This is a genomic window from Paenibacillus sp. 1182, from assembly GCF_017833915.1.
In the GTDB taxonomy this organism is placed as follows: Bacteria; Bacillota; Bacilli; order Paenibacillales; family Paenibacillaceae; genus Paenibacillus; species Paenibacillus polymyxa_D.
Genome location: NZ_JAFICR010000006.1, coordinates 51,345 through 71,252, shown reverse-complemented (window position 1 = coordinate 71,252; position 19,908 = coordinate 51,345). Strand labels below are relative to the sequence as shown.

Below are 19,908 nucleotides of genomic sequence, written 5' to 3'. Positions count from 1 at the left end.
TGGTTTTAAAACTAATCATTCACTTTTGTAATTAAAGTAATCGGAAAGAAGACTTAAATAAAACTATTCATGATGTCTTCTGCCTGTGGCAATATTCGGTATTGGTAAACAGGGCGTCCTATGGTTCCGTATATGGTTTCCATGGAAAGAGCCTCAATCTCTGTCATAAAAGCCAGGTACTTGCGCATAGACACCCTGGATATCCCTGCACTCTCCGCAATATCCTCGGTGGAAAATAGTACCTTATTATTGTGCCGCTGGATACAATTCCATATCATAGCCAGCGTGGATTTAGTTATGCCTTTGGGCAATCGTGCCAAGTCTTTAGTCAAGCTTTTATGATAAATCAGTCGGTCCAACTCCTCCTGAGAAAGTAGACTGCGCTCACGCACGATGCTAATGTGCTCTCGGTACCCCGTGAGGGCCTCCAAAAAACGGTTAAAGTGGAACGGCTTAATTAAGTAATCCACCGCGCCGAAGTTCATTGCTTTTTTGACACTGTTCATGTCACTTGCAGCCGAGATGACAATGACATCTATATTTACACCTGTCTCCCGTATGAATGACAGTAAATCGAGGCCATTGTTTTCCTGCATATACACATCTAGCAATATCAGATCAATGGCTTGTTCAGCTATATATTTCTTAGCCTCTTCCACAGAAGAAGCCCAACCCCCACATCGGAAACCTTCTACCTGCTCCATATATTTGCGGTTAAATTCCGCAACCATCGGATCATCTTCTACAATCAGGACATTAATCATGTTCATCATTCCCCGCTATAATGTATGGAATCGTAATCTGAAAACAGCACCCTTGCTCGGCTGGGATTAACTTTATACTTCCCTGTAATCTTTTCACGCTTTGCGTCACTAGATAAAGACCCATCCCTCGTGACTCTCCCTTGGTCGAAAAACCTTTTTCAAATATAGCCTTCACAAGCCCTTCCGGTATACCTGGACCATTGTCGCACATGATACAGGTCAGATAACCGTTCTTCTGGCTTTCTTCATAATAAAGTGAAAGGGTAATTCGCTTGTGCTCGAAAGATTCCATCGCCTCCACCGCATTATCAAACAGATTGCCAAGAATAGTAATCAGTTCATGCGTCGTTTGAGTTTGACTGGATTCGGGCAAGTAACTACCTGGAGTCAGTTCAAAACTTACCGCTACCTCTCTGGCCCGGCTTAATTTTCCCAACACAAACCCTGCCATAACCGGGTCCCTAATCTGCCGGGTGATAGAGCCAATTTCCACTTGATGATGCTCGACGGCATCCATAATGTAATGCTCCAGTTTATCATACATTTGCAAGTGCACCATCCCCATAATGACATGCAGCTTGTTCATAAATTCATGAGCCTGCGCACGTAGTGCTTCCGTGTACAGGGACACTCCTGTCAAACGTTCTGCCAGCTGGTTCATTTCCGTTTTATCTCGAAAGGTTACAATTGCCCCCACAATTTCCCCTTTGACCCGTATCGGAACACTGGTAGTCAGCAAAGTTATTCCACCCAGCTCCATTTCCTCATCCATTTGTGGAGTACTCGCTTCCAGGACCTCTTGCAATCGAAAAGCGGATAGATAAACGGTAATTTCCTGTCCGGAGAATGAGAAATCTTCAATCCCCGCTTGTCTAAGTAGACGAATCGCTTCTGCATTCATCAGCATGACGCGACCGAATTCATCTACCGCAATAACTCCTTCCTTGATGGATTGCAACATAGCACTGCGTTCCTCCAGCAAGCGTGCGATTTCCGGCGGCTCCAGACCGACTAGCATATTTTTGATTTTACGAGCCAGCACTACCGCACCTCCAGTGCCGATCAATATTCCGATGCCAAGGGCGATAGCAATAAGACGGTTGTTGCCTTCCTGAGCCATCTGTACATCTTGCATGGATATACCAACAACAATCGCCCCTACCTGCTTCCCCGTTGAACTGAACACGGGGGAAAAGGCTCTCATGGACAAGCCCAATGTACCCTTCGCAACGGACACGCTCTCATGGCCATGAAGTGCAGTATACTCGTCTCCACCGACAAAGGCTTTGCCGATCATCCTAGCATCCGGGTGCGTTTTACGAATTCCCTTCATATCCATAGCCACGATGAACTGGATGTGATTTGCTACTGAGACCCTCTTTACATACTCCTGCATGGAAAGAGACGAACCTGTCCCTTGCAATTGCTTGACAATAAGCGGCGTATGGGCGAGTGTACGCGCGATGGACATTGCCTTTTCTTCCAGTCCCTTCTCAGTTTCCTGCTCCACTCTCTCCGCAAATAACAGGGTTACAGGCAGAAGCACAAGTGCCATAACTAGACATACTAGCAGTGTAATTAGGCCTCTGAGCTTTAATAGTGGTTTACCCCGACGCAGCTTGAGCTGTACATTTCCGATGGAACTCACCCCTTTCTACTTGATATTAAGTCTCGATAGTTCAACATGCCTATACAAAAATGGTTATGTATGTGTTTACCTGAATATAAAAAAAGGAACTACCCCGCAATTGCGGAATAGTTTCCTTTGATTCATGGTTGAAGCTCCGCGATTTCTAATTGGGCTTAGTCGCCTCGGAAGGCGCGCTTCACACGGTCAAAAAAAGACTGCTCATTCTCATGCGTCTGTTCTCCGCTAAGCGAAGAGAACTGACGCAGTAAATCCTTTTGTTCCTCACTCAGCTTGCTAGGCGTTATCACAACTACCTTAATATGCTGGTCACCCTGACCAACGCCACGCAGTTTTGGCACACCTTTTCCTTTAAGACGGAAGTAAGTACCTGTTTGCGTACCTGCTGGAACTTTCAACTTCACTTTCTCGGTCAACGTCGGGATCTCGACTTCATCTCCCAATGCTGCCTGTGAGAACGTCAGCGGAATTTCGCAGTAGATATCGTCTCCCTCACGCTCAAAGAAGTCGTGCGATTTCACACGGAACACGACGTACAAGTCACCTGCCGGTCCTCCGTTGACACCGCCTTCGCCTTCACCGTTAATACGCATCTGTGCGCCGTCATCCACACCCGCTGGAATGCGAATATGAATTTTACGTTGCTTGCGTACCCGACCGGAACCGCTACAAGTCGTACATTTTTCTTTAATGATTTTACCGGAACCGCCGCAATTAGAGCAGGCGCGTCGATTAACCATACGACCAAACGGTGTATTCTGCACCACTTCTTCCTGTCCGCTGCCGTGGCAGACGGAGCAGGTTTGTGGTTGAGTACCCGCTTTGGCTCCCGTACCGTGACACGTATCACATGTTTCCGTACGTTCAATATGAATGTCGGTTTCTTTACCGAACACCGCTTCCTTGAACTCAATCGTCATCGTATATTGAAGATCGTTCCCACGCTGCGGTGCATTCGGATCACGTCGACCATTGCCGCCGCCACCAAAGAACATATCAAAAATATCGCCAAATCCGCCACCGAAGTCGGCACCACCACCGAAGCCGCCTCCCATGCCCTGGTTCGGGTCTACATGTCCGTACTGGTCATATCTTGCCCGCTTCTGACCATCGCTGAGAACATCGTAAGCTTCTTTGACTTCTTTAAATTTAGTTTCCGCGTCCGCAGCCTTGTTCACGTCCGGATGATACTGACGCGCAAGCTTACGGTAAGCCTTTTTGACTTCATCATCCGAAGCGCCCTTCGCGACGCCCAGCACCTCATAATAATCACGCTTATCAGCCAATGTTCCACCCCCATGCCTACAACGTGTCTGCACTACATATAAAAGGAAAGCCAAAGGCACGGGATGACCCGGCTTTGACCTTCCCATCATTTCAAGGCAGTACAACCCGTAATATGCTTATTTATCTTGGAAATAACTGTTACCCTTCGGCTAATTGTTATTTATCAAGGCAGCTACGCTGCAATTACTATTCAGTATATCATAACGCATCGGTGTACCGTAAAGCTACCACTACCCGATCCGTAACTTAGTCTTTCTTCTGGTCTTCGTCAACAACTTCATAGTCCGCGTCAACCACATTGTCACGGCCTTTGCTGTCTGCTGCGCCGTCTTGGCCTTGTTGAGCCTGTGCTTCTTGAGCAGCTTGCTCATACAGCTTTACTGACAATTGCTGAACGATTTCAGTCAGTTCTTCAGTAGCCTTTTTGATATCTTCCAGGTTGTCGGTTTCCAGCGTTTTTTGCAGATTTTCTTTTGCTGCATTTGCTTTTTCGACTTCGCCTGCATCCGCTTTTTCGCCCAGATCTTTAATCGTTTTGTCTACAGAGTAGATCAGTTGATCCGCAGCGTTTTTCGCTTCTACCAAATCTTTGCGTTTTTTATCTTCTTCCGCATGCAACTCGGCATCCTTCATCATACGTTCTACTTCCTCGTCGCTCAAGCCGCTGGAAGATGTGATCGTAATCTTTTGGCTTTTGCCTGTGCCTTTATCTGTAGCGGATACGTTCACGATACCGTTCGCATCCAGATCAAAGGTAACTTCGATTTGCGGTACACCACGTGGTGCTGGAGGGATATCTCCCAATTGGAAGCGACCCAGTGTTTTGTTGCCTGCTGCCATTTCACGTTCACCTTGCAGCACGTGAATTTCTACGCTAGGCTGATTGTCGGCATATGTCGAGAATACCTGCGATTTGCTCGTAGGGATCGTCGTGTTACGATCAATCATTTTAGTAAATACGCCACCTGCGGTTTCAATACCGAGGGACAGTGGAGTTACGTCAAGAAGAACGACGTCTTTCACATCACCAGTCAGTACACCCGCTTGAACTGCCGCGCCCAAAGCTACCACTTCATCAGGGTTTACGCCTTTGTGAGGCTCTTTACCTGTCAGCTTTTTGATTGCTTCTTGTACAGCCGGAATACGTGTGGAACCGCCGACCAGAACGATTTTGTCGATGTCGCTGGCACTCATGCCTGCATCTTTCATCGCTTGACGAGTAGGTCCCAAAGTACGTTCTACCAGACCTTCAGACAATTCTTCAAATTTCGCACGAGTCAGGTTCAACTCCAAATGCTGTGGAACGCCATCAGCTACTGTGATAAACGGCAAAGAAATCGTCGTTGTCAGTACGCCAGACAGTTCTTTTTTCGCTTTTTCCGCTGCGTCTTTCAGACGTTGTACAGCAGCTTTATCTTTGCTCAGGTCAATGCCTTGATCTTTTTTGAACTCATTTACGAGGTAATCAATAATCACTTGGTCAAAGTCATCGCCACCCAGCTTGTTATCGCCGCTTGTTGCTTTAACTTCGAAGAAACCGTCGCCCAGTTCCAGAATGGATACGTCGAATGTACCGCCACCCAGGTCATATACCAGGATCGTTTGGTCTTCGGATTTTTCCATACCATATGCCAATGCAGCTGCTGTCGGCTCATTGACAATCCGCAGAACTTCCAGACCGGCAATTTTACCTGCATCCTTGGTTGCTTGACGTTGACCGTCATTGAAGTAAGCTGGAACAGTGATAACAGCTTGAGAAACGGTTTGTCCCAGGTAAGCTTCAGCATCGGATTTCAGCTTTTGCAAAATCATAGCGGAAATTTCCTGTGCGGAATATTCTTTGCCGTCGATGCTTTCTTTATGATTTGTACCCATGTGACGCTTGATGGACATGATTGTACGATCCGGGTTTGTAATTGCTTGGCGTTTTGCTGTTTCCCCTACAGTACGTTCTCCATCTTTTTTGAAACCAACAACGGAAGGGGTTGTGCGTGCGCCTTCCGGATTTGGAATAACGACTGCTTCGCCGCCCTCCATAACAGCCACACAAGAGTTGGTTGTACCTAAGTCAATACCGATTACTTTGCTCATCGGACAATTCCTCCTTCTGTATATACGAGGCCCGCAGGCCAGAATGGTTGAATCAAAATGATGTATTTCTAATGTCATAATTTTGCAAAATTCGATTCCAGTCGCTCCAAAGTGCAATATTGTTCATTGAAAGTCGCTTATGGGATTTTTGCAAAATCCTCATGTATATTGAAAAAGCTACATGCTCACTTTTACCATCGCTGGACGAAGCACCTTGTCCTTCAGCATGTACCCTTTTTGTACCTCTTCAACAACAATGCCTTCCTCATGCTCTTCGCTCTCCACCTGCATAATAGCCTGATGGAAGTCAGGATTAAACGGTTGTCCCACCGAATTCATGGCCGTTACTCCTTCTGCCTGAAGCACACTCTCAAACTGGCGGAAAATCATTTCCACGCCTTTGCTGAATGACTCAGACTCCGCTCCTTGCGGTGCCGTTGCCAGCGCACGCTCGAAGTTATCCAAAACAGGCACCAACTCGGTAACCAGCTTCATAGATGCATATTTGGCAAGGTCTTCTTTTTCTTTCAGCGTACGACGGCGAAAATTATCAAAATCCGCCTGAGCGCGTAAAAACCGTTGCTGATGCTCTTCCGCCTGAGCGCGAAGCTTATTCAGCTCTGTTTCGCTTTCTTGGTCTTCCAGTGCCGCCGCTTCATTAACCGGCTCTTCCTGCTGGCTCGCTTCGGCGGCTTCCTCTGTGCTTACATTTTGTTGTTTTTCTTCTTGGAACGCTTGTTCTTCCTTCAAAATGTTTCACCTCCTTCAAGTCATAACTACCTTTACAAAAACACGCAACAATGCACCCGCGCAGGATACGAGCCGTATCCCGACGCGGAACATGTAATACCGCAACCTATGCGGCTTTGTTCTATTTAAACCGCTGCGTTAGCATTGCGGTCAAATCCTTAGACAGGATACCCAAAATATTAATAACTCTCGCATATTCCATCCGTGTCGGACCCAGTATGCCTATAGTGCCCAACGCTTCTCCGTCTACTGCATACGTAGCAGTAATCAGGCTGCAATTGGCAAACGCCTCATGATCATTTTCAGTGCCGATGCGGACTTGAATTTCAGGTGCCCCGACAACAGGTGTCATTAGTTTAAGCAGCGTTGGTGTTTCCTCCAGCAGATCGAGAATATGTTTAACCTTTTCTACATCTTTAAATTCAGGTTGATTAAGCATGTTTGTCGCACCGCTCAAATACAAGCGCTGATCCGATTCATTATCCAGTGCTTTATCCAGCACCTTCATAGCGTCCTCAAAATGAGACACATGCTTCTCCATCTCCTGACCAAGTGCGGTGTAAAGGCGTGATTTAAGCTGATAAATCGGCACACCGACCAGCTTGCTGTTCAGTAAATTCACAACCTTCTCCATCTCGGAAATCGAAATTCCCGGTGGAATATCTACCGTTTTATTCTCCACCTGACCGGTATTGGTCACGATTATCGCCACAGCCGTCGTTTCGTTGAGCGGCAGTAGCTGAAAATGACGCAATGAAGTATGAAAAACCTCCGGCCCAAGCAGGATGGAAGTATAATTGGTCATATGGGACAGAATGCCTGACGCATGCTGGATCACTTGCTCCATTACATTCAGCTTTTCGGCATAAAAGGCTTTCAGTTCCCGCATTTCCATAGGCTTCAGTGTATTCAGTGGTACCAGATGGTCCACATAATAACGATAGCCTTTATGAGACGGGATGCGTCCCGCAGAAGTATGGGGTTGCTCCAGATAGCCCTGTTCCTCCAAATCCGACATTTCATTACGGATCGTGGCCGGGCTGAATCCGACATCCTGCCTTTTGGATATGCTGCGGGAACCCACTGGCTCAGCCGAACGAATGTAGTCATCAATAATCGCATTCAGAATGAGTCTCTGACGTTCGGTTAACAAGCGAATCCCCCCTTGTTGTTTATCCATAATAGCATGATTGTTAAATGGAATCATTAGCACTCGTTCGCGTTGAGTGCTAACCGATAATACAAAAATACCAAACCGACCTGATCATTGTCAAGTCAGATCAGTATTTTCAATAAACAAGATTTATCACAACAGTTTAGTTTACTGGAATGAATCCAGAACGTTTACACTTTTTCACGAAAAACCTCAATATCCAGCGTATAAAAACCGTATTTATGTATAGTGACACAGAAAATAGAAAAATTCGAGACTATGTCTCCATACCATTATAACTTCTTTGTCCTTGAGGAGGAATTAAATTTGAGAACTAATCGCCGCAACCTTTTATACGCATCGATCGCACTTTTACCTACAATTTGTATGTTTCAGATTTTAATCGAGTTGTTTCCGTATACAGGACTAGGAAGAATAGTTGCTTTGCCATTGGTTTTCATCCTGAATGCAGCCCTTATTATTTCAGTCATCCATTTAATTCGTAAATTAAGCCCCCTATGTTGTGCCTTACTCTTGGTTCCTACAATACTTTTAAGCATATGGAATACCATTTTGTTTTACCCTCAAGAATTCAGTCCAAGTATTCCCAAGCAAATAAAATACAGTATATCGGCAATACAACATTACGATGATTTAACACTAGCCGATTGGGGAAGATATACACATAGTCCAAGCAGAAGCGGAGAGTCTGAAAGATATGTTGTCGCCTTGTATAAATATAAACACCGAGTTCCATTAGACGGCACTGCATATTTTTATAATGATACTGATTATCATAAGGACCATCCCATAAGAAGCCTGAATGGAATACCTTCCGAGCTGGAGCCTCATCATCAATTCATTTGGTGGTTGCTCAAAACATATGAGAAATAAACCCGCATTAAACAATGTAGGCTGTATAATATACGCATGATTAGGTCCTGATGAAAAAAGAACTGACCTCATTATTGACAGGTCAGTTCAGTACTTTCAACACTGCGATTTCATCACAATTGTTTTGTTTACTACAGTGAATGCAGTCGGTCCATACCTTTTCAGGGAAAATCTCTTTGCTTACTACATCAAAACCGTTTTTTATAAAAAAGGAGACCTCGTAGGTCAATGCCATAATTTTAGGAATACGTTGCCGCCGTGCTTCTATCATAAGGCCCTCCACGAGCTTAGAGCCAATACCCATACCTTTGTGTCCCTCAGAGATGCCAAGGGAGCGAATCTCTACCAGGTCAGCGCCCAATTTGCATAAAGAACCACAACCAACAACTTCGCCGTCCACCTCTGCAACAATAAACAGCTCCAGTTGGCGCGTTAGCACTTCCCTCGAACGTGGCAGCATAATCCCCCGCTCTGCATAGCCGCTAATCATTTGATATAAAGGCTCCACATCCTCAGGAACCGCACTTCTGCACAATACATCTTTACACACTGAAGCCATCTTGCTCTCCTCCTACCGCTTGCCGCATATAATGAATAAATATACAACATCACGCATAGAATCGCAATACTCCATTTACCCTGCTGTGACAGAATGGTGTAATAAAATGATGGTCCCAGCTTACGAAGTTGAAACGCGCTGTATTGAAGCTACGACTTATGAATTTACCGTGATTGAACCAATAAACTCTGCAAATACATCATTTCCGAATAAAATGCCACGTTCACTCAAACGATAACCGTCCTCAATCGATTCGATTAACCCCGCATTGAGCATTTTTCCAAGAGGAGCAGTAAACGTATCCTCCAACGCCTGACCGAATTGAGCTTCAAAGCGAGACTTGGAAACGCCCTCTAGCATTCTCAAACCGACCATAAGAAAATCCTCCATGGCTTCCGCCGCTGGCACCTCAAAGCTATCTAGACGCGGCAAACCATTACGACTAGCCTCCACATAAGGGTTAATGCCCTTAATGTTCATATGGCGCTCTCTGCCAACATATCCATGTGCCCCAGCTCCGAGACCGTAATAGTCCTCATTTCGCCAATAGGTCATGTTGTGCTTGCTCCCCAAGCCTGGTTTTGCGAAATTACTAATCTCATACTGTTCATAGCCCGCTTCTTTCATGCGACGCATGAGGAGTAAGTACATTTCCAGTTCGTCATCCTCATGTGGAAGCGGTAGCTGATTTTTCTGGTACAGCGTGTGGAAGAGCGTGTTTTCTTCAACCTTCAAACTGTAGATAGAGTAATGAGGAAGCTCCAACTCTAGCGCTCTACTGACGCTTTCATGCAGCATCTCCACTGTTTGATTCGGCAAACCGAACATCAGGTCAATCGACAGGTTGTCCAAGCCAACCTTACGTGCGTTTTCCAAACTACGATATACGTCATCTGTACTGTGAATACGACCTATGCCTGTGAGTAGCTCATTCTGAAAAGCCTGTACGCCAAAGCTGAGTCGATTGACGCCGCCTTCTTTCATCACAGAGAGTTTTTCAAAATCAGTGGTACCTGGATTAGCTTCCATGGAGAACTCAATATCTTCCGCCCAATGCGGGAAGTAGGTTCGGACGCTCTTCAGGAAATATTCCATTTCTTTCGGATTTAGGGTAGTTGGTGTTCCACCCCCGACAAAAATGGTTTTAATCTCTCCTGGTGGGTGAAGCTTAACTGTATGTTCCATCTCCCGTTCCAGTGCATACAGATATTCCATAACAGGTTGATCCTTGAGCACATAAGAGTTGAAATCACAGTAAAAGCATTTATTCGTGCAAAAAGGTATATGCAGGTAAACCGCTTGAGGCGCGGATGAATGTTCATGTTTTTGTATGGATGCGGTCATACCGATCCTCCTTGTCAATTCAGGGAATAGTGAAAAAATGCGCCGAGGTCTCGACAACCGCTTCGTGTTCCATTTGATCTTCTGATCGCTGTTACTCCAGATTCAAATGGACCACTCCGCTGCTGCCTACCACCATCGATCATTTTTTTGTAATGTAGGTGTTGCAGTAAGAGTAAAGCATCTATAGAAATACGCTAAAGATACTGTTGTTATACTATTTTTGCAACTGAGATAACAAACACTCCATCTCTGGATAGCTTGCTCAAATAAATAACGTCCATTCTCCATGCACGGCAAATGCCCCATGAAAGAATGGACGAATACTTCAAACAACTTTACTCATCTATTTTCAGTACCGCCATAAATGCTTCCTGAGGTACTTCTACGTTACCGACCTGCTTCATACGCTTTTTGCCCTCTTTTTGCTTTTCAAGCAGCTTCCGTTTACGAGAAATATCGCCGCCATAACATTTGGCCAAGACGTTTTTACGCATCGCCTTAACGGTTTCACGCGCCACAACCTTTGTTCCTACAGATGCCTGGATCGGCACCTCAAACATTTGACGCGGAATTAGCTCGCGCAGCTTCTCACAGATAATACGTCCGCGATGATAAGCCCGATCTCTATGCACGATGAACGACAGTGCATCGACCTGCTCGCCATTCAACAAAATATCCATTTTCACCAGGTTGGACTGGCGATAGCCTGAAATCTCATAATCAAAGGAAGCATAGCCTTTGGTACTTGATTTAAGCTGATCGAAGAAATCATATACGATTTCAGACAGTGGAATTTGATACGTAATGGTTACCCGTGTCGTATCCAGGTATTCCATATTTACATACTCACCACGTTTGGTTTGACAAAGCTCCATCACCGTACCCACGTAATCATTAGGGACGATAATGCCTGCTTTTACATAGGGCTCTTCCACATGTTCAATCCGTCCGATTTCCGGATAATTCGATGGATTGTCGATCTGGATCGTTTCCCCATTCGTCAACTTTATGCGGTAAATAACACTTGGTGCCGTTGTAATCAGCGGAATGTTAAATTCACGTTCAATCCGTTCCTGGATAACGTCCATATGAAGCAGACCAAGGAAGCCGCAACGGAAGCCAAAACCCAACGCGCTTGATGTTTCCGGCTCAAAACTGAGCGAAGCATCGTTCAGTTGTAGCTTTTCAAGCGCCTCACGTAGATCGTTATACTCCGATGTTTCGATTGGATACAAGCCACAATATACCATCGGATTAATTTTCCGATAACCTGGCATCGGTTCTAATGTTGGATTTTTTGCATCTGTCACTGTATCCCCGACACGCGTATCACCCACATGCTTGATACCGGCAACGATAAAGCCAACATCACCGATGTTCAGCTCGTCCACGATGTTCATACGCGGCATAAAAGCACCAACTTCAATAACCTCAAACGTTTTGTCAGTCGCCATCATTTTAATTTTCGAACCGGCTCGGATACTACCATCCACAACGCGAACATATACGATAACGCCTTTATAAGGATCATAGTGCGAATCGAAAATGAGTGCCTTGAGCGGATTATCCGGATTACCTTGCGGAGCAGGCACACTTCTGACCACCTGTTCCAAAATTTCTTTGATGCCGATTCCAGCTTTGGCTGAGGCATGTACTGTCTCGCTCGTATCCAAGCCGATAACATCCTCGATTTCCTGCTTTACCCGCTCAGGATCAGCACTTGGCAAATCAATCTTGTTAAGCACAGGCAAAATCTCCAGATTGTTGTCCAACGCCAAATATACGTTAGCCAACGTCTGTGCCTCGATTCCCTGCGCGGCGTCTACTACCAGCAAAGCACCTTCACAGGCTGCCAAACTACGGGATACCTCATACGTAAAATCGACGTGTCCCGGTGTATCAATCAAATTCAAAATGTACTCTTCGCCGTCATCGGCCTTATAAGTGAGTCGCACTGCCTGGAGCTTGATCGTAATTCCGCGCTCCCGTTCCAGCTCCATCTGGTCAAGCACTTGCTCCTGCATTTCACGGGAAGTGAGTGCACCGGTATATTCTAGAATCCGGTCAGCCAGCGTGGATTTACCATGGTCTATATGTGCAATGATACTAAAGTTCCGAATTTTACGTTGTCTTGCCAAAATGTCAGTCATGCCTTACCCCCACACAATGCCTAGTGTCAATCAGCTTATTATAGCAGTTGTAAGGGGGGTCAGCAATATTTCTATTCTGTTACTCCATCAAATACAGATACGACCCATCGAATGCCCTGTCTCGACAGGTTTTGAAGCAACCCAGCTGTTTTGTCCGCCATAGTATCCACCGAGGCTTGCTGTCCCTTGACGGCTAGCAGTTCACGCGGTGTCTCCAGACCCTGAGTATTGACATGTTGCGCAGTCGTCGAATACCATCTGGATGCTCCGAGCTGCGTCTGTTCCTCATTTTCTTCCCTTCCACCAGCTTCATTTATACCCGCTTCCGTTTTCGGCTCAACCTTAACTTCTCCACTTGTGCTATACGTACCGCTATATGCACGAGTGTTAGCTGCGGGTGTGTCCTCAATAATCGTCTGTTCATATCCAACTTTCTGTTGATTTACCGATTGAATCGTATCCCCTCCGTTCCATTCCGGCCCATACACTGAACGCAGACCAGATCCTGCCAGTTGCATACCAAGAAGAATACCTGCCCCCATAAGCAGTACAAATCCAAGTGCTTTCTTACGAAAATGTCCAGACATTACCTTCCCCCCTTACCGCTACCTCATTTAATTGCCGCTGTTGCTCTTTTTTGTACCCGATACATTAGTGCCCGCTTTCTGAGCTTTCTGATCTTCCCAATACACTTCACCGATCATGTCCGCCAAAACGTCCGAGGTCCGTTTCAACTCCTCCTCGGTGTTATCAATACCCCCGATTTCAATTAAAATGCTATGCGAAGACAAGCTTTGATTGTATTCACCGTTGTTGCCTTTGCCACCATCTTTCCCCCATACACCACGTGATACGCCATGATACGATTTTTCCAGCTTTTCATGAATACGAGCAGCAAAGGCTTCATTTTCGCGCCAATTTTTGTTGTCATGTCCGATAATAAAATACACCTTGGCATAAGAAAGTCCATTAATGGTTGCTGTTGTTTTTCCATGGCGTTGTGAATCCCGGTGGATATCAAGCAAATAAGTTAAACCTTTATTTCCTGCTAAAGCTTCCTTGACTGTTTCGCGTGAATATTTATAGGAATAGTTCCAATTGTAATTTTGAACTGTAGTAGCATAATCCTTGTTTACATGCAGTGTGGATATCCCCTGCTTTTCCAGCCTCTTCTTTACAAAGTCCCCTACCCTTGACACATTGGCCGATTTAGAACCTGAATTGGGATTGGAACTGGTTTTGCTAAGTAGTGGGTTATATGCTTCTCTGGGATGAGAATGGTAGATTAATATGCGCTTGTCCCCTTTGGCCGTATCACCTGGATGATCCTCACGTACCGGATCTGTTTCCGGTGTTGTCGGAATATTCGGCGTATTAGTCGGTGGGTTCTCAGATGCATCTGAGCCACCAGGAGCATCCGTCGTTCCCTGATCGGGCTGATAATCCGTAGGACCCTCTACCTTGATGTTCCCCGAACCCTTGCGCAGCAAGACAGGTGCTCCTGCAGACATGCCAGGAATCTCACGAGAAATGAGACTTTTGGGATCCTGCGGATTAATGCCTGTAAGCATCTGAAATACAAAAGGCGACCATTGTTCACCCGACAACGAAGATTGCTGCTTCTTTTGTGCCAAATGAGGTACTTCCATACCTAGCATATCCGCAAAAAAACCGCTGGACACCGAGCCTGCCAATCCTTTCATCGAAGAAACAGGAGATGTTTGTAGACGATTTTCTGCCAATCCCCCTAGCCCCAAAATGACAAATAAAAGCGCCGAGCCCATGATCAGCAGCACAAGCGTATGTCCCATCGCCAAAATTTCGATCCCTTTTCTTCTCCATCTTCCGACGTTCCAGGTCTGAATTTTTTTCATGTGAGCCTTGTCCTCCTTCGTCCCGTCGAAACCCGCTTTATATTTGGAACATAGGGTTCCTATCTGCTGCGGAAATCTCTTATATTTCAACTCTATGAACGGAGAACAATTACTAGAACACAAAAAATCTCTACCACAGGTATATCACCTCCCTTTTTGAAAGAGATTAGATTCCTGTTAAATAGAGACTTTTGTGTGAAATACGATTTTATCAACCCTTGATTAATGCGTATATGCGGCGACATTGCCAGGATCCACAGCTTCGTGCAGAGCAGCGTTCAATCCAGTAGCAATGATGTTCGCGATATCTTCAATAAATTCATCGATTTCTTTAGGAGTCACAATCAGATCATGTCCCAGCGGTTGCAGTACCTCTCTCACCAGCCCAAGTCTCTCAGGTTCTGAAATATCGTCCAGCATCCCCAGGATTGCTTTTGTAGAAGCCTTTTCTTTGGTAAAATGTGTTTTCATCAGTTCAATTACGTTATTGACAATGGTCGAAGCGTAGCATACCGTTGGAACGCCGATAGCGATACAAGGAACACCCATAATATCCTTGGTGATACCGCGCCGCTTGTTGCCAATACCTGAACCCGGATGTATCCCGATATCGGCCACCTGAATGGTCGTATTGACACGCTCCAGTGAACGTGACGCCAGTGCGTCAATGGCAATAATCAGTTCTGGCTTTGTGCGATCCACGATGCCTTGAACGATTTCACTGGACTCAATCCCCGTAATACCCAGGACGCCCGGCGCAATTGCGCTCACATCCCGATAGCCCGGGTTGATTTGATCAGGTGTCAGTTCAAAAAATTGACGAGTCACCATCAAATTCTCAACGACAAGCGGACCAAGTGAATCGGGAGTGACGTTCCAGTTGCCCAGACCTACCACCAGTACCTTTGCCGTATTAGAAATCCCTATTTTTTGTATAAAATGCTCCATTTCTTTTGCAAATGCAATAGCTACACGTTGCTGGAGCCCCGTATCGCCTTCACGCAAGCCGGGTACTTCCAGTGTAACGTAATGCCCTTGTACCCGCCCGATACGGTTGGCTCCTTCTTCATTCAGTACATCCAGCCGTGTGATTTTGATTCCGTCATCTTCCTCCACGTTCTCACTTATGCCCGCCAGAGGTACAGGCTGATCCCGTTCGGCCAATTCTCTTGCCTCTAATGCCAAATCCGTGCGTACCGCGTACTTCTGCAAATCCAGATCCATCTTTTGAGCCTCCTTGGATGCCATCTTTGACTATAGTGTGCGAGACACCCAACAGGTTTATGCACATCCATTTTCATCCTGTAATTCGCATCGCCTCAGAATGTTTTCTTATTGCAATTTGAGGTGTGGCATGCTAAAATATTTTAAGTTGTGAAACGTTTGTGTTCATAAGTAATGCCTTTACAGGAGGTGAATGTAATGCCAAACATCAAATCCGCTATCAAACGCGTTAAAACTAGCGACAAACGCCGTGCGTTGAACGCTTCTCAAAAATCCGCGCTTCGTACAGCAGTAAAAGCTGCCGATACAGCGTTGGTAGGTAACGAAGCTGAAACTGCTGCTGCTGCTTTCAAAGTAGCTTCCCAAAAGCTGGACAAGGCTGTAACTAAAGGTCTGATCCACAAAAACGCAGCTGCTCGCAAGAAATCTCGCTTGGCGAAAAAACTTAACGCTCTTACAGCTCAAGCGTAAGCAAGAGCTACTTTCATACGTTAATGAAAAAAACCTGACCAGCCTTGGCTGATCAGGTTTTTTTAGTTTATAACTTTTATTTGTTTACAGCATCAGCGTTCTGCGCTACATAAGCTGACTCTATTAGCAGCACATGAGTGGAATTAGATCGAAGCCCCCGCACCCATTTTCATCAAAAACAGCTCCAATCCCAGTACCTTGTCAACGACACCTGTTTTCATATGATAATCCAGCTCGCCCAATTCGTAGAGAAGCTGACGTAGCTGCTCAGGGCGGAACCTCCGCGCTTGGTCCCCTGCAACTTTCACCCCATAAGGATGCAAACTAAGCTGACTCGCAATTTGTTGCTGGGAATAGCTTTGACCTGCCAGCTCTTTGACCTGCAACATAATACGGAACTGTCGCGTGATCAAAGCGGCAATCTTGATCGGTTCCTCTTTTTGCTTAAGCAACTCATAAAAAATACTGAGCGCCTTATCCAGCCGCAAATTAGCCAGATCCTCAACCATCGCAAATACGTTTTGCTCTGTGTTACGAGGCACCAGAGATTCTATATCAGCGGATGAGATCGTTCCCTGTGCTCCTGCGTACAAGCAGAGCTTGTCTATCTCGGCAGCCAAAGATTGTAGTCCGGTACCTGTGAATTGAATGAGGCTTTCAGCAGCTCCTGCAGCCAATTGCACTTCTCTTTCTCCTGCACGCTTATGGATCCAAGCCACAAGATCATCTCCACCCATTGGAGCAAAGGCAATAACCGAAGCATCACTTTTTAGCTTTTTGACAATCTTTTTCCGTTCATCCAACTTTTCAGCCTGAACCGTAAAAACGATGACGCTATAGTCAGTCGGGTTATCCATATAAGTCAACAGCGTCTCAAGCCGGTGCTCTATCTTACCGCTATCTTTGCCTGCTGCAAATACACTGGTATCCCGTACAATAATCAGCTTCTTTGGCACAAGAAAAGGCGCTGTTTCCGCCTCCTCCACGACCACCTCAATTGGCGTTTCGGTTAAATCATAAGGAATGATGGCGAAGTCACGATGCTCCTCTTCCACCACTTTCTCTTTAAGCATCTCAACAAACTGCTTCATTTGGTATTTTTCACTACCGTATAGCAAATACACTGGCGAAATGTCACCTTTGCGAATAGCCTTAGAGGCTGTTTTTACATCCATTTTCCGTTCCCCCCACCCACTGATCGTACCTGACATCCGAGCGGAAGGCAAGTCATGACACAAACGAAGGGACCCTATAGGCAGGATCCCTTCACCACCATCTATATCAACACGGCAGCAGAAAGCTCTAGAAACTTTCGGCCGTCGGGATACGACGTCGGTTCATATAGTTTATTCCCTGTTTTTAAAAGTGTGTCAACTTACGGAAACTATTTTCCAGTGCTGCGCGGAACGGTGTACGTATATTTACTTGCAGTCCCATCCTGCTCCGTCTCATACATAAAGGTCTGGCTGTCTTCCGACCAGCTTCCTTTGACCCAGGCACCTTTTAGAGTACGGACTTCCAGTGTTGTTCGGTCTACACCGTTATCGGAAAGCTTATACACTTTCAGCTTTTTGCCCTCAATAGCCACCGCATAGCTACCATCAGGCGAGTTGAGCTGATCTGTAGAGGCAGATTGGGCACTATAGTTGGAAGCATTATTGTTGTCCGGAGAGACCAGTGAATTAGATACAAAGCCTTCTTTACGAACCGGGTCTTGTGACACGGATGATTGCTGATCATTAGAAGCTGCATTGCTGCTATCCGTTCCCAAGGCATTGCCCGAATCCTTGGTGATGCTTCTGGAAGTCGCTTCTTTCGACGTTTCATTTGACGCAATTCGATCCTGTACCTTCAAATCCTGACTAAGCGACGAGGATGAATCATTCGTACTTGTGTTACCATTATTATCGTCCTGAGCAGTACCCGTACCCGCTAAGGGTGCTTTTTCCATTTTCGGTTCCAACTGTTCATCAGGAGCAATCGTGGATTGATCAGATTTTTCCTGACTTAGCTGTTTGTCCTCAGATTTAGGAGCATCTCCAGCAGACGGATTTTCCTTTGTCACCTGACGATCCGTACGTAGCTGTCCCTGCCCTTCATCCTGACGAGAAGAATGTTCGGCTGGTGCAGACTTCGTCGAATCTTCCTCCCCAGCTCGCTGATCGTCACGTTTCCCAGCATCCCGTTTGGAAGAGTTCTTTTCATCGTCTGTATTGGTTGCACCTTGTTTGCTCAGGCCAGGATCTTTATCCGCAGGTGGCTGAGATGCATCCGTTTCTTGCCCCTGCTCCGACGGCTGCTTTGTAGAATCCGAACCAATGGCTGCATCATGTCCTCCACTGCCATTGGCTGTACCTGGAAAAGTTTCCGTCTGATTCTGCGGATTCGTCACTTCGGGCGACTGGGTAGTAAGTATGCCTTCCGCATCTTGTACTGTTTTAGGCTCGAAGTTAAATACTACAATCCCCAGTACAACAGCAGCGGCAGCCACGCCCATAGCAGCGCGCCCAGCCATTCGATTCCACCAAGGTATAGGCTGGGTACGTTGTCTAGGCACTGGTCCAGGCTCTACAGCCACAGGCTGCATTTCCTGAAGCGCACTTCCCTGCTCTTCACGTGCGCGGTCAATGGCATCAAGCTGAGGCATGATGGAATCCACCAGGCTGAACGCCGGGGAAACCGCAGGCAATTCCTCCAGCTCGCGAGAGAGTGTCTGAAGAATAAGAAATTTTTCCGCACAGTCCGGGCAAGTCGCAATATGGTTCATTAATTGGGACGTCTCTTCTTCGCCCAGCTCATGATCCACATAACGCTGCATCCAATCCATCACCTCTTCCCCACACTTCATCCTGATACACCACCTTTCTGATATTCCTGAAGTAGCCCTTGCAATTGCTGTCTTGCACGATATAAGTATGACTTGACCGTATTTAGCGGCAAATCCAGAGAATCTGCAATCTCGTTATAGGAGAAATCCTGCAAATATCTTAAGACAATTACCGTCCGGTGGTGCTCCGGAAGCTGTTGTATAGCCTCACGAACATCCTGTGCCATGTAAGAGGTCAACACCTCGACCTCCACATTTTGGGGATCGTTGAATATCATGTCGTGCTCGTCAATGGAAACCGAGGGCTTCGTTCTTCTGAATTTGTCGATGCATATATTCGTTACAATGCGTTGGACCCAGGTTTTAAACTGCGCTTTTTCCTCATAAGAGTTAATTTTGGAATAGATCCGTATGAGGGCTTCTTGTGAAGCATCCATGGCGTCCTGCTCATTGTTTAGAATGTAATATGCCGTACGGTACACATGCTGTTCTATCTCTCTTAATAGGGTAATGAGAGCGTCGCGATCGCCCGATTGAGCGGCTCGAATGAGTCCCTGCTCTACCACAAAGGATCCCCCTCTCCCTGCAATATTACAGACGTATCCCTTTTACAAATTGTTGCAGGATAGACGTCTGACACTAATTTTATTTTTTCAACAAAAAAAATTATACCAAAAAGCCCAGAATCCCCAGCGTATCCTCCCTTAGAATAACAGAAAAAGGGAAGGTAGTCACCTTCCCTTAGCTCCTACTACATCTAAATGCTAGCCTATCGAGCTGCAAGATCATATTGTTACTTCTTGGAAATCAAAAAATCCGATATGCATTCTAATTGATAAGTCAGAGCAATCGGATCTTGAAAATAAAAATCT

General features: G+C 46.0%; 17 protein-coding genes. 2 read left to right on the top strand and 15 right to left on the bottom strand.

The window, feature by feature from the left end; translation table 11 throughout:
- Positions 1-53: 53 nt before the first annotated feature.
- From dcuR to hrcA, 6 genes are all read right to left on the bottom strand, one after another.
- Positions 54-764, bottom strand: coding sequence for a two-component system response regulator DcuR (gene dcuR / locus JOD82_RS13840; protein ID WP_069012557.1), 711 nt, complete (start codon positions 762-764; stop codon positions 54-56).
- Positions 757-2,412, bottom strand: a complete 1,656-nt coding sequence (dcuS, locus tag JOD82_RS13835) for a DcuS/MalK family sensor histidine kinase (RefSeq protein WP_081317617.1) — start codon at positions 2,410-2,412, stop codon at positions 757-759. Before dcuS ends, dcuR begins: the two co-directional genes overlap by 8 nt.
- A 155-nt stretch (positions 2,413-2,567) precedes the next feature.
- A complete protein-coding gene (gene dnaJ / locus JOD82_RS13830; RefSeq protein WP_029515355.1) occupies positions 2,568-3,698 on the bottom strand; it encodes a molecular chaperone DnaJ in 1,131 nt (376 codons plus the stop codon).
- Positions 3,699-3,945: 247 nt separating this feature from the next.
- Entirely contained in the window at positions 3,946-5,790 is a 1,845-nt protein-coding gene (gene dnaK, locus JOD82_RS13825; RefSeq protein ID WP_029515356.1) for a molecular chaperone DnaK, read from the bottom strand.
- A 177-nt stretch (positions 5,791-5,967) separates the two neighbouring features.
- Positions 5,968-6,540, bottom strand: coding sequence for a nucleotide exchange factor GrpE (grpE, locus tag JOD82_RS13820; RefSeq protein WP_029515357.1), 573 nt, complete (start codon positions 6,538-6,540; stop codon positions 5,968-5,970).
- A gap of 121 nt (positions 6,541-6,661) precedes the next feature.
- Positions 6,662-7,693 (bottom strand): heat-inducible transcriptional repressor HrcA, encoded by a 1,032-nt coding sequence (gene hrcA / locus JOD82_RS13815; protein WP_029515358.1) that lies wholly within the window; start codon positions 7,691-7,693, stop codon positions 6,662-6,664.
- A 327-nt stretch (positions 7,694-8,020) separates the two neighbouring features.
- Between hrcA and JOD82_RS13810 the strand changes: the two genes are divergently transcribed.
- Positions 8,021-8,587 carry a hypothetical protein gene (locus JOD82_RS13810; protein ID WP_245249048.1) on the top strand — a complete coding sequence of 189 codons (567 nt, stop codon included), beginning with the start codon at positions 8,021-8,023 and terminating at the stop codon, positions 8,585-8,587.
- Positions 8,588-8,669: 82 nt separating this feature from the next.
- On the opposite strand, the gene JOD82_RS13805 is transcribed toward JOD82_RS13810, so the two are convergent.
- The 6 genes from JOD82_RS13805 to gpr form a co-directional block, all read right to left on the bottom strand.
- A complete protein-coding gene (locus tag JOD82_RS13805) occupies positions 8,670-9,146 on the bottom strand; it encodes an N-acetyltransferase (RefSeq protein WP_029515360.1) in 477 nt (158 codons plus the stop codon).
- A 156-nt stretch (positions 9,147-9,302) separates the two neighbouring features.
- On the bottom strand, positions 9,303-10,490 hold the full coding sequence (hemW, locus tag JOD82_RS13800; protein ID WP_029515361.1) for a radical SAM family heme chaperone HemW: 1,188 nt from the start codon (positions 10,488-10,490) through the stop codon (positions 9,303-9,305).
- Between the two features lie 335 nt (positions 10,491-10,825).
- On the bottom strand, positions 10,826-12,640 hold the full coding sequence (lepA, locus tag JOD82_RS13795) for a translation elongation factor 4 (protein ID WP_029515362.1): 1,815 nt from the start codon (positions 12,638-12,640) through the stop codon (positions 10,826-10,828).
- 71 nt (positions 12,641-12,711) lie between these two features.
- Positions 12,712-13,227, bottom strand: a complete 516-nt coding sequence (locus JOD82_RS13790; RefSeq protein WP_209949490.1) for a hypothetical protein — start codon at positions 13,225-13,227, stop codon at positions 12,712-12,714.
- 27 nt (positions 13,228-13,254) lie between these two features.
- Complete coding sequence (locus JOD82_RS13785; RefSeq protein ID WP_209949488.1) at positions 13,255-14,514, bottom strand: stage II sporulation protein P; 1,260 nt, start codon at positions 14,512-14,514, stop codon at positions 13,255-13,257.
- 222 nt (positions 14,515-14,736) lie between these two features.
- The gene (gpr, locus tag JOD82_RS13780) at positions 14,737-15,738 is read right to left on the bottom strand and encodes a GPR endopeptidase (RefSeq protein WP_029515365.1); all 1,002 of its coding nucleotides are present in this window, start codon (positions 15,736-15,738) and stop codon (positions 14,737-14,739) included.
- Between the two features lie 198 nt (positions 15,739-15,936).
- Between gpr and rpsT the strand changes: the two genes are divergently transcribed.
- Complete coding sequence (gene rpsT, locus JOD82_RS13775; RefSeq protein ID WP_013311181.1) at positions 15,937-16,209, top strand: 30S ribosomal protein S20; 273 nt, start codon at positions 15,937-15,939, stop codon at positions 16,207-16,209.
- Positions 16,210-16,352: 143 nt separating this feature from the next.
- On the opposite strand, the gene holA is transcribed toward rpsT, so the two are convergent.
- From holA to JOD82_RS13760, 3 genes are all read right to left on the bottom strand, one after another.
- Positions 16,353-17,384 carry a DNA polymerase III subunit delta gene (gene holA, locus JOD82_RS13770; RefSeq protein WP_029515366.1) on the bottom strand — a complete coding sequence of 344 codons (1,032 nt, stop codon included), beginning with the start codon at positions 17,382-17,384 and terminating at the stop codon, positions 16,353-16,355.
- Between the two features lie 209 nt (positions 17,385-17,593).
- Positions 17,594-19,057, bottom strand: a complete 1,464-nt coding sequence (locus JOD82_RS13765; protein WP_209949486.1) for a zf-HC2 domain-containing protein — start codon at positions 19,055-19,057, stop codon at positions 17,594-17,596.
- Positions 19,054-19,602, bottom strand: a complete 549-nt coding sequence (locus tag JOD82_RS13760; protein ID WP_013311184.1) for an RNA polymerase sigma factor — start codon at positions 19,600-19,602, stop codon at positions 19,054-19,056. Before JOD82_RS13760 ends, JOD82_RS13765 begins: the two co-directional genes overlap by 4 nt.
- Positions 19,603-19,908 lie beyond the last annotated feature (306 nt).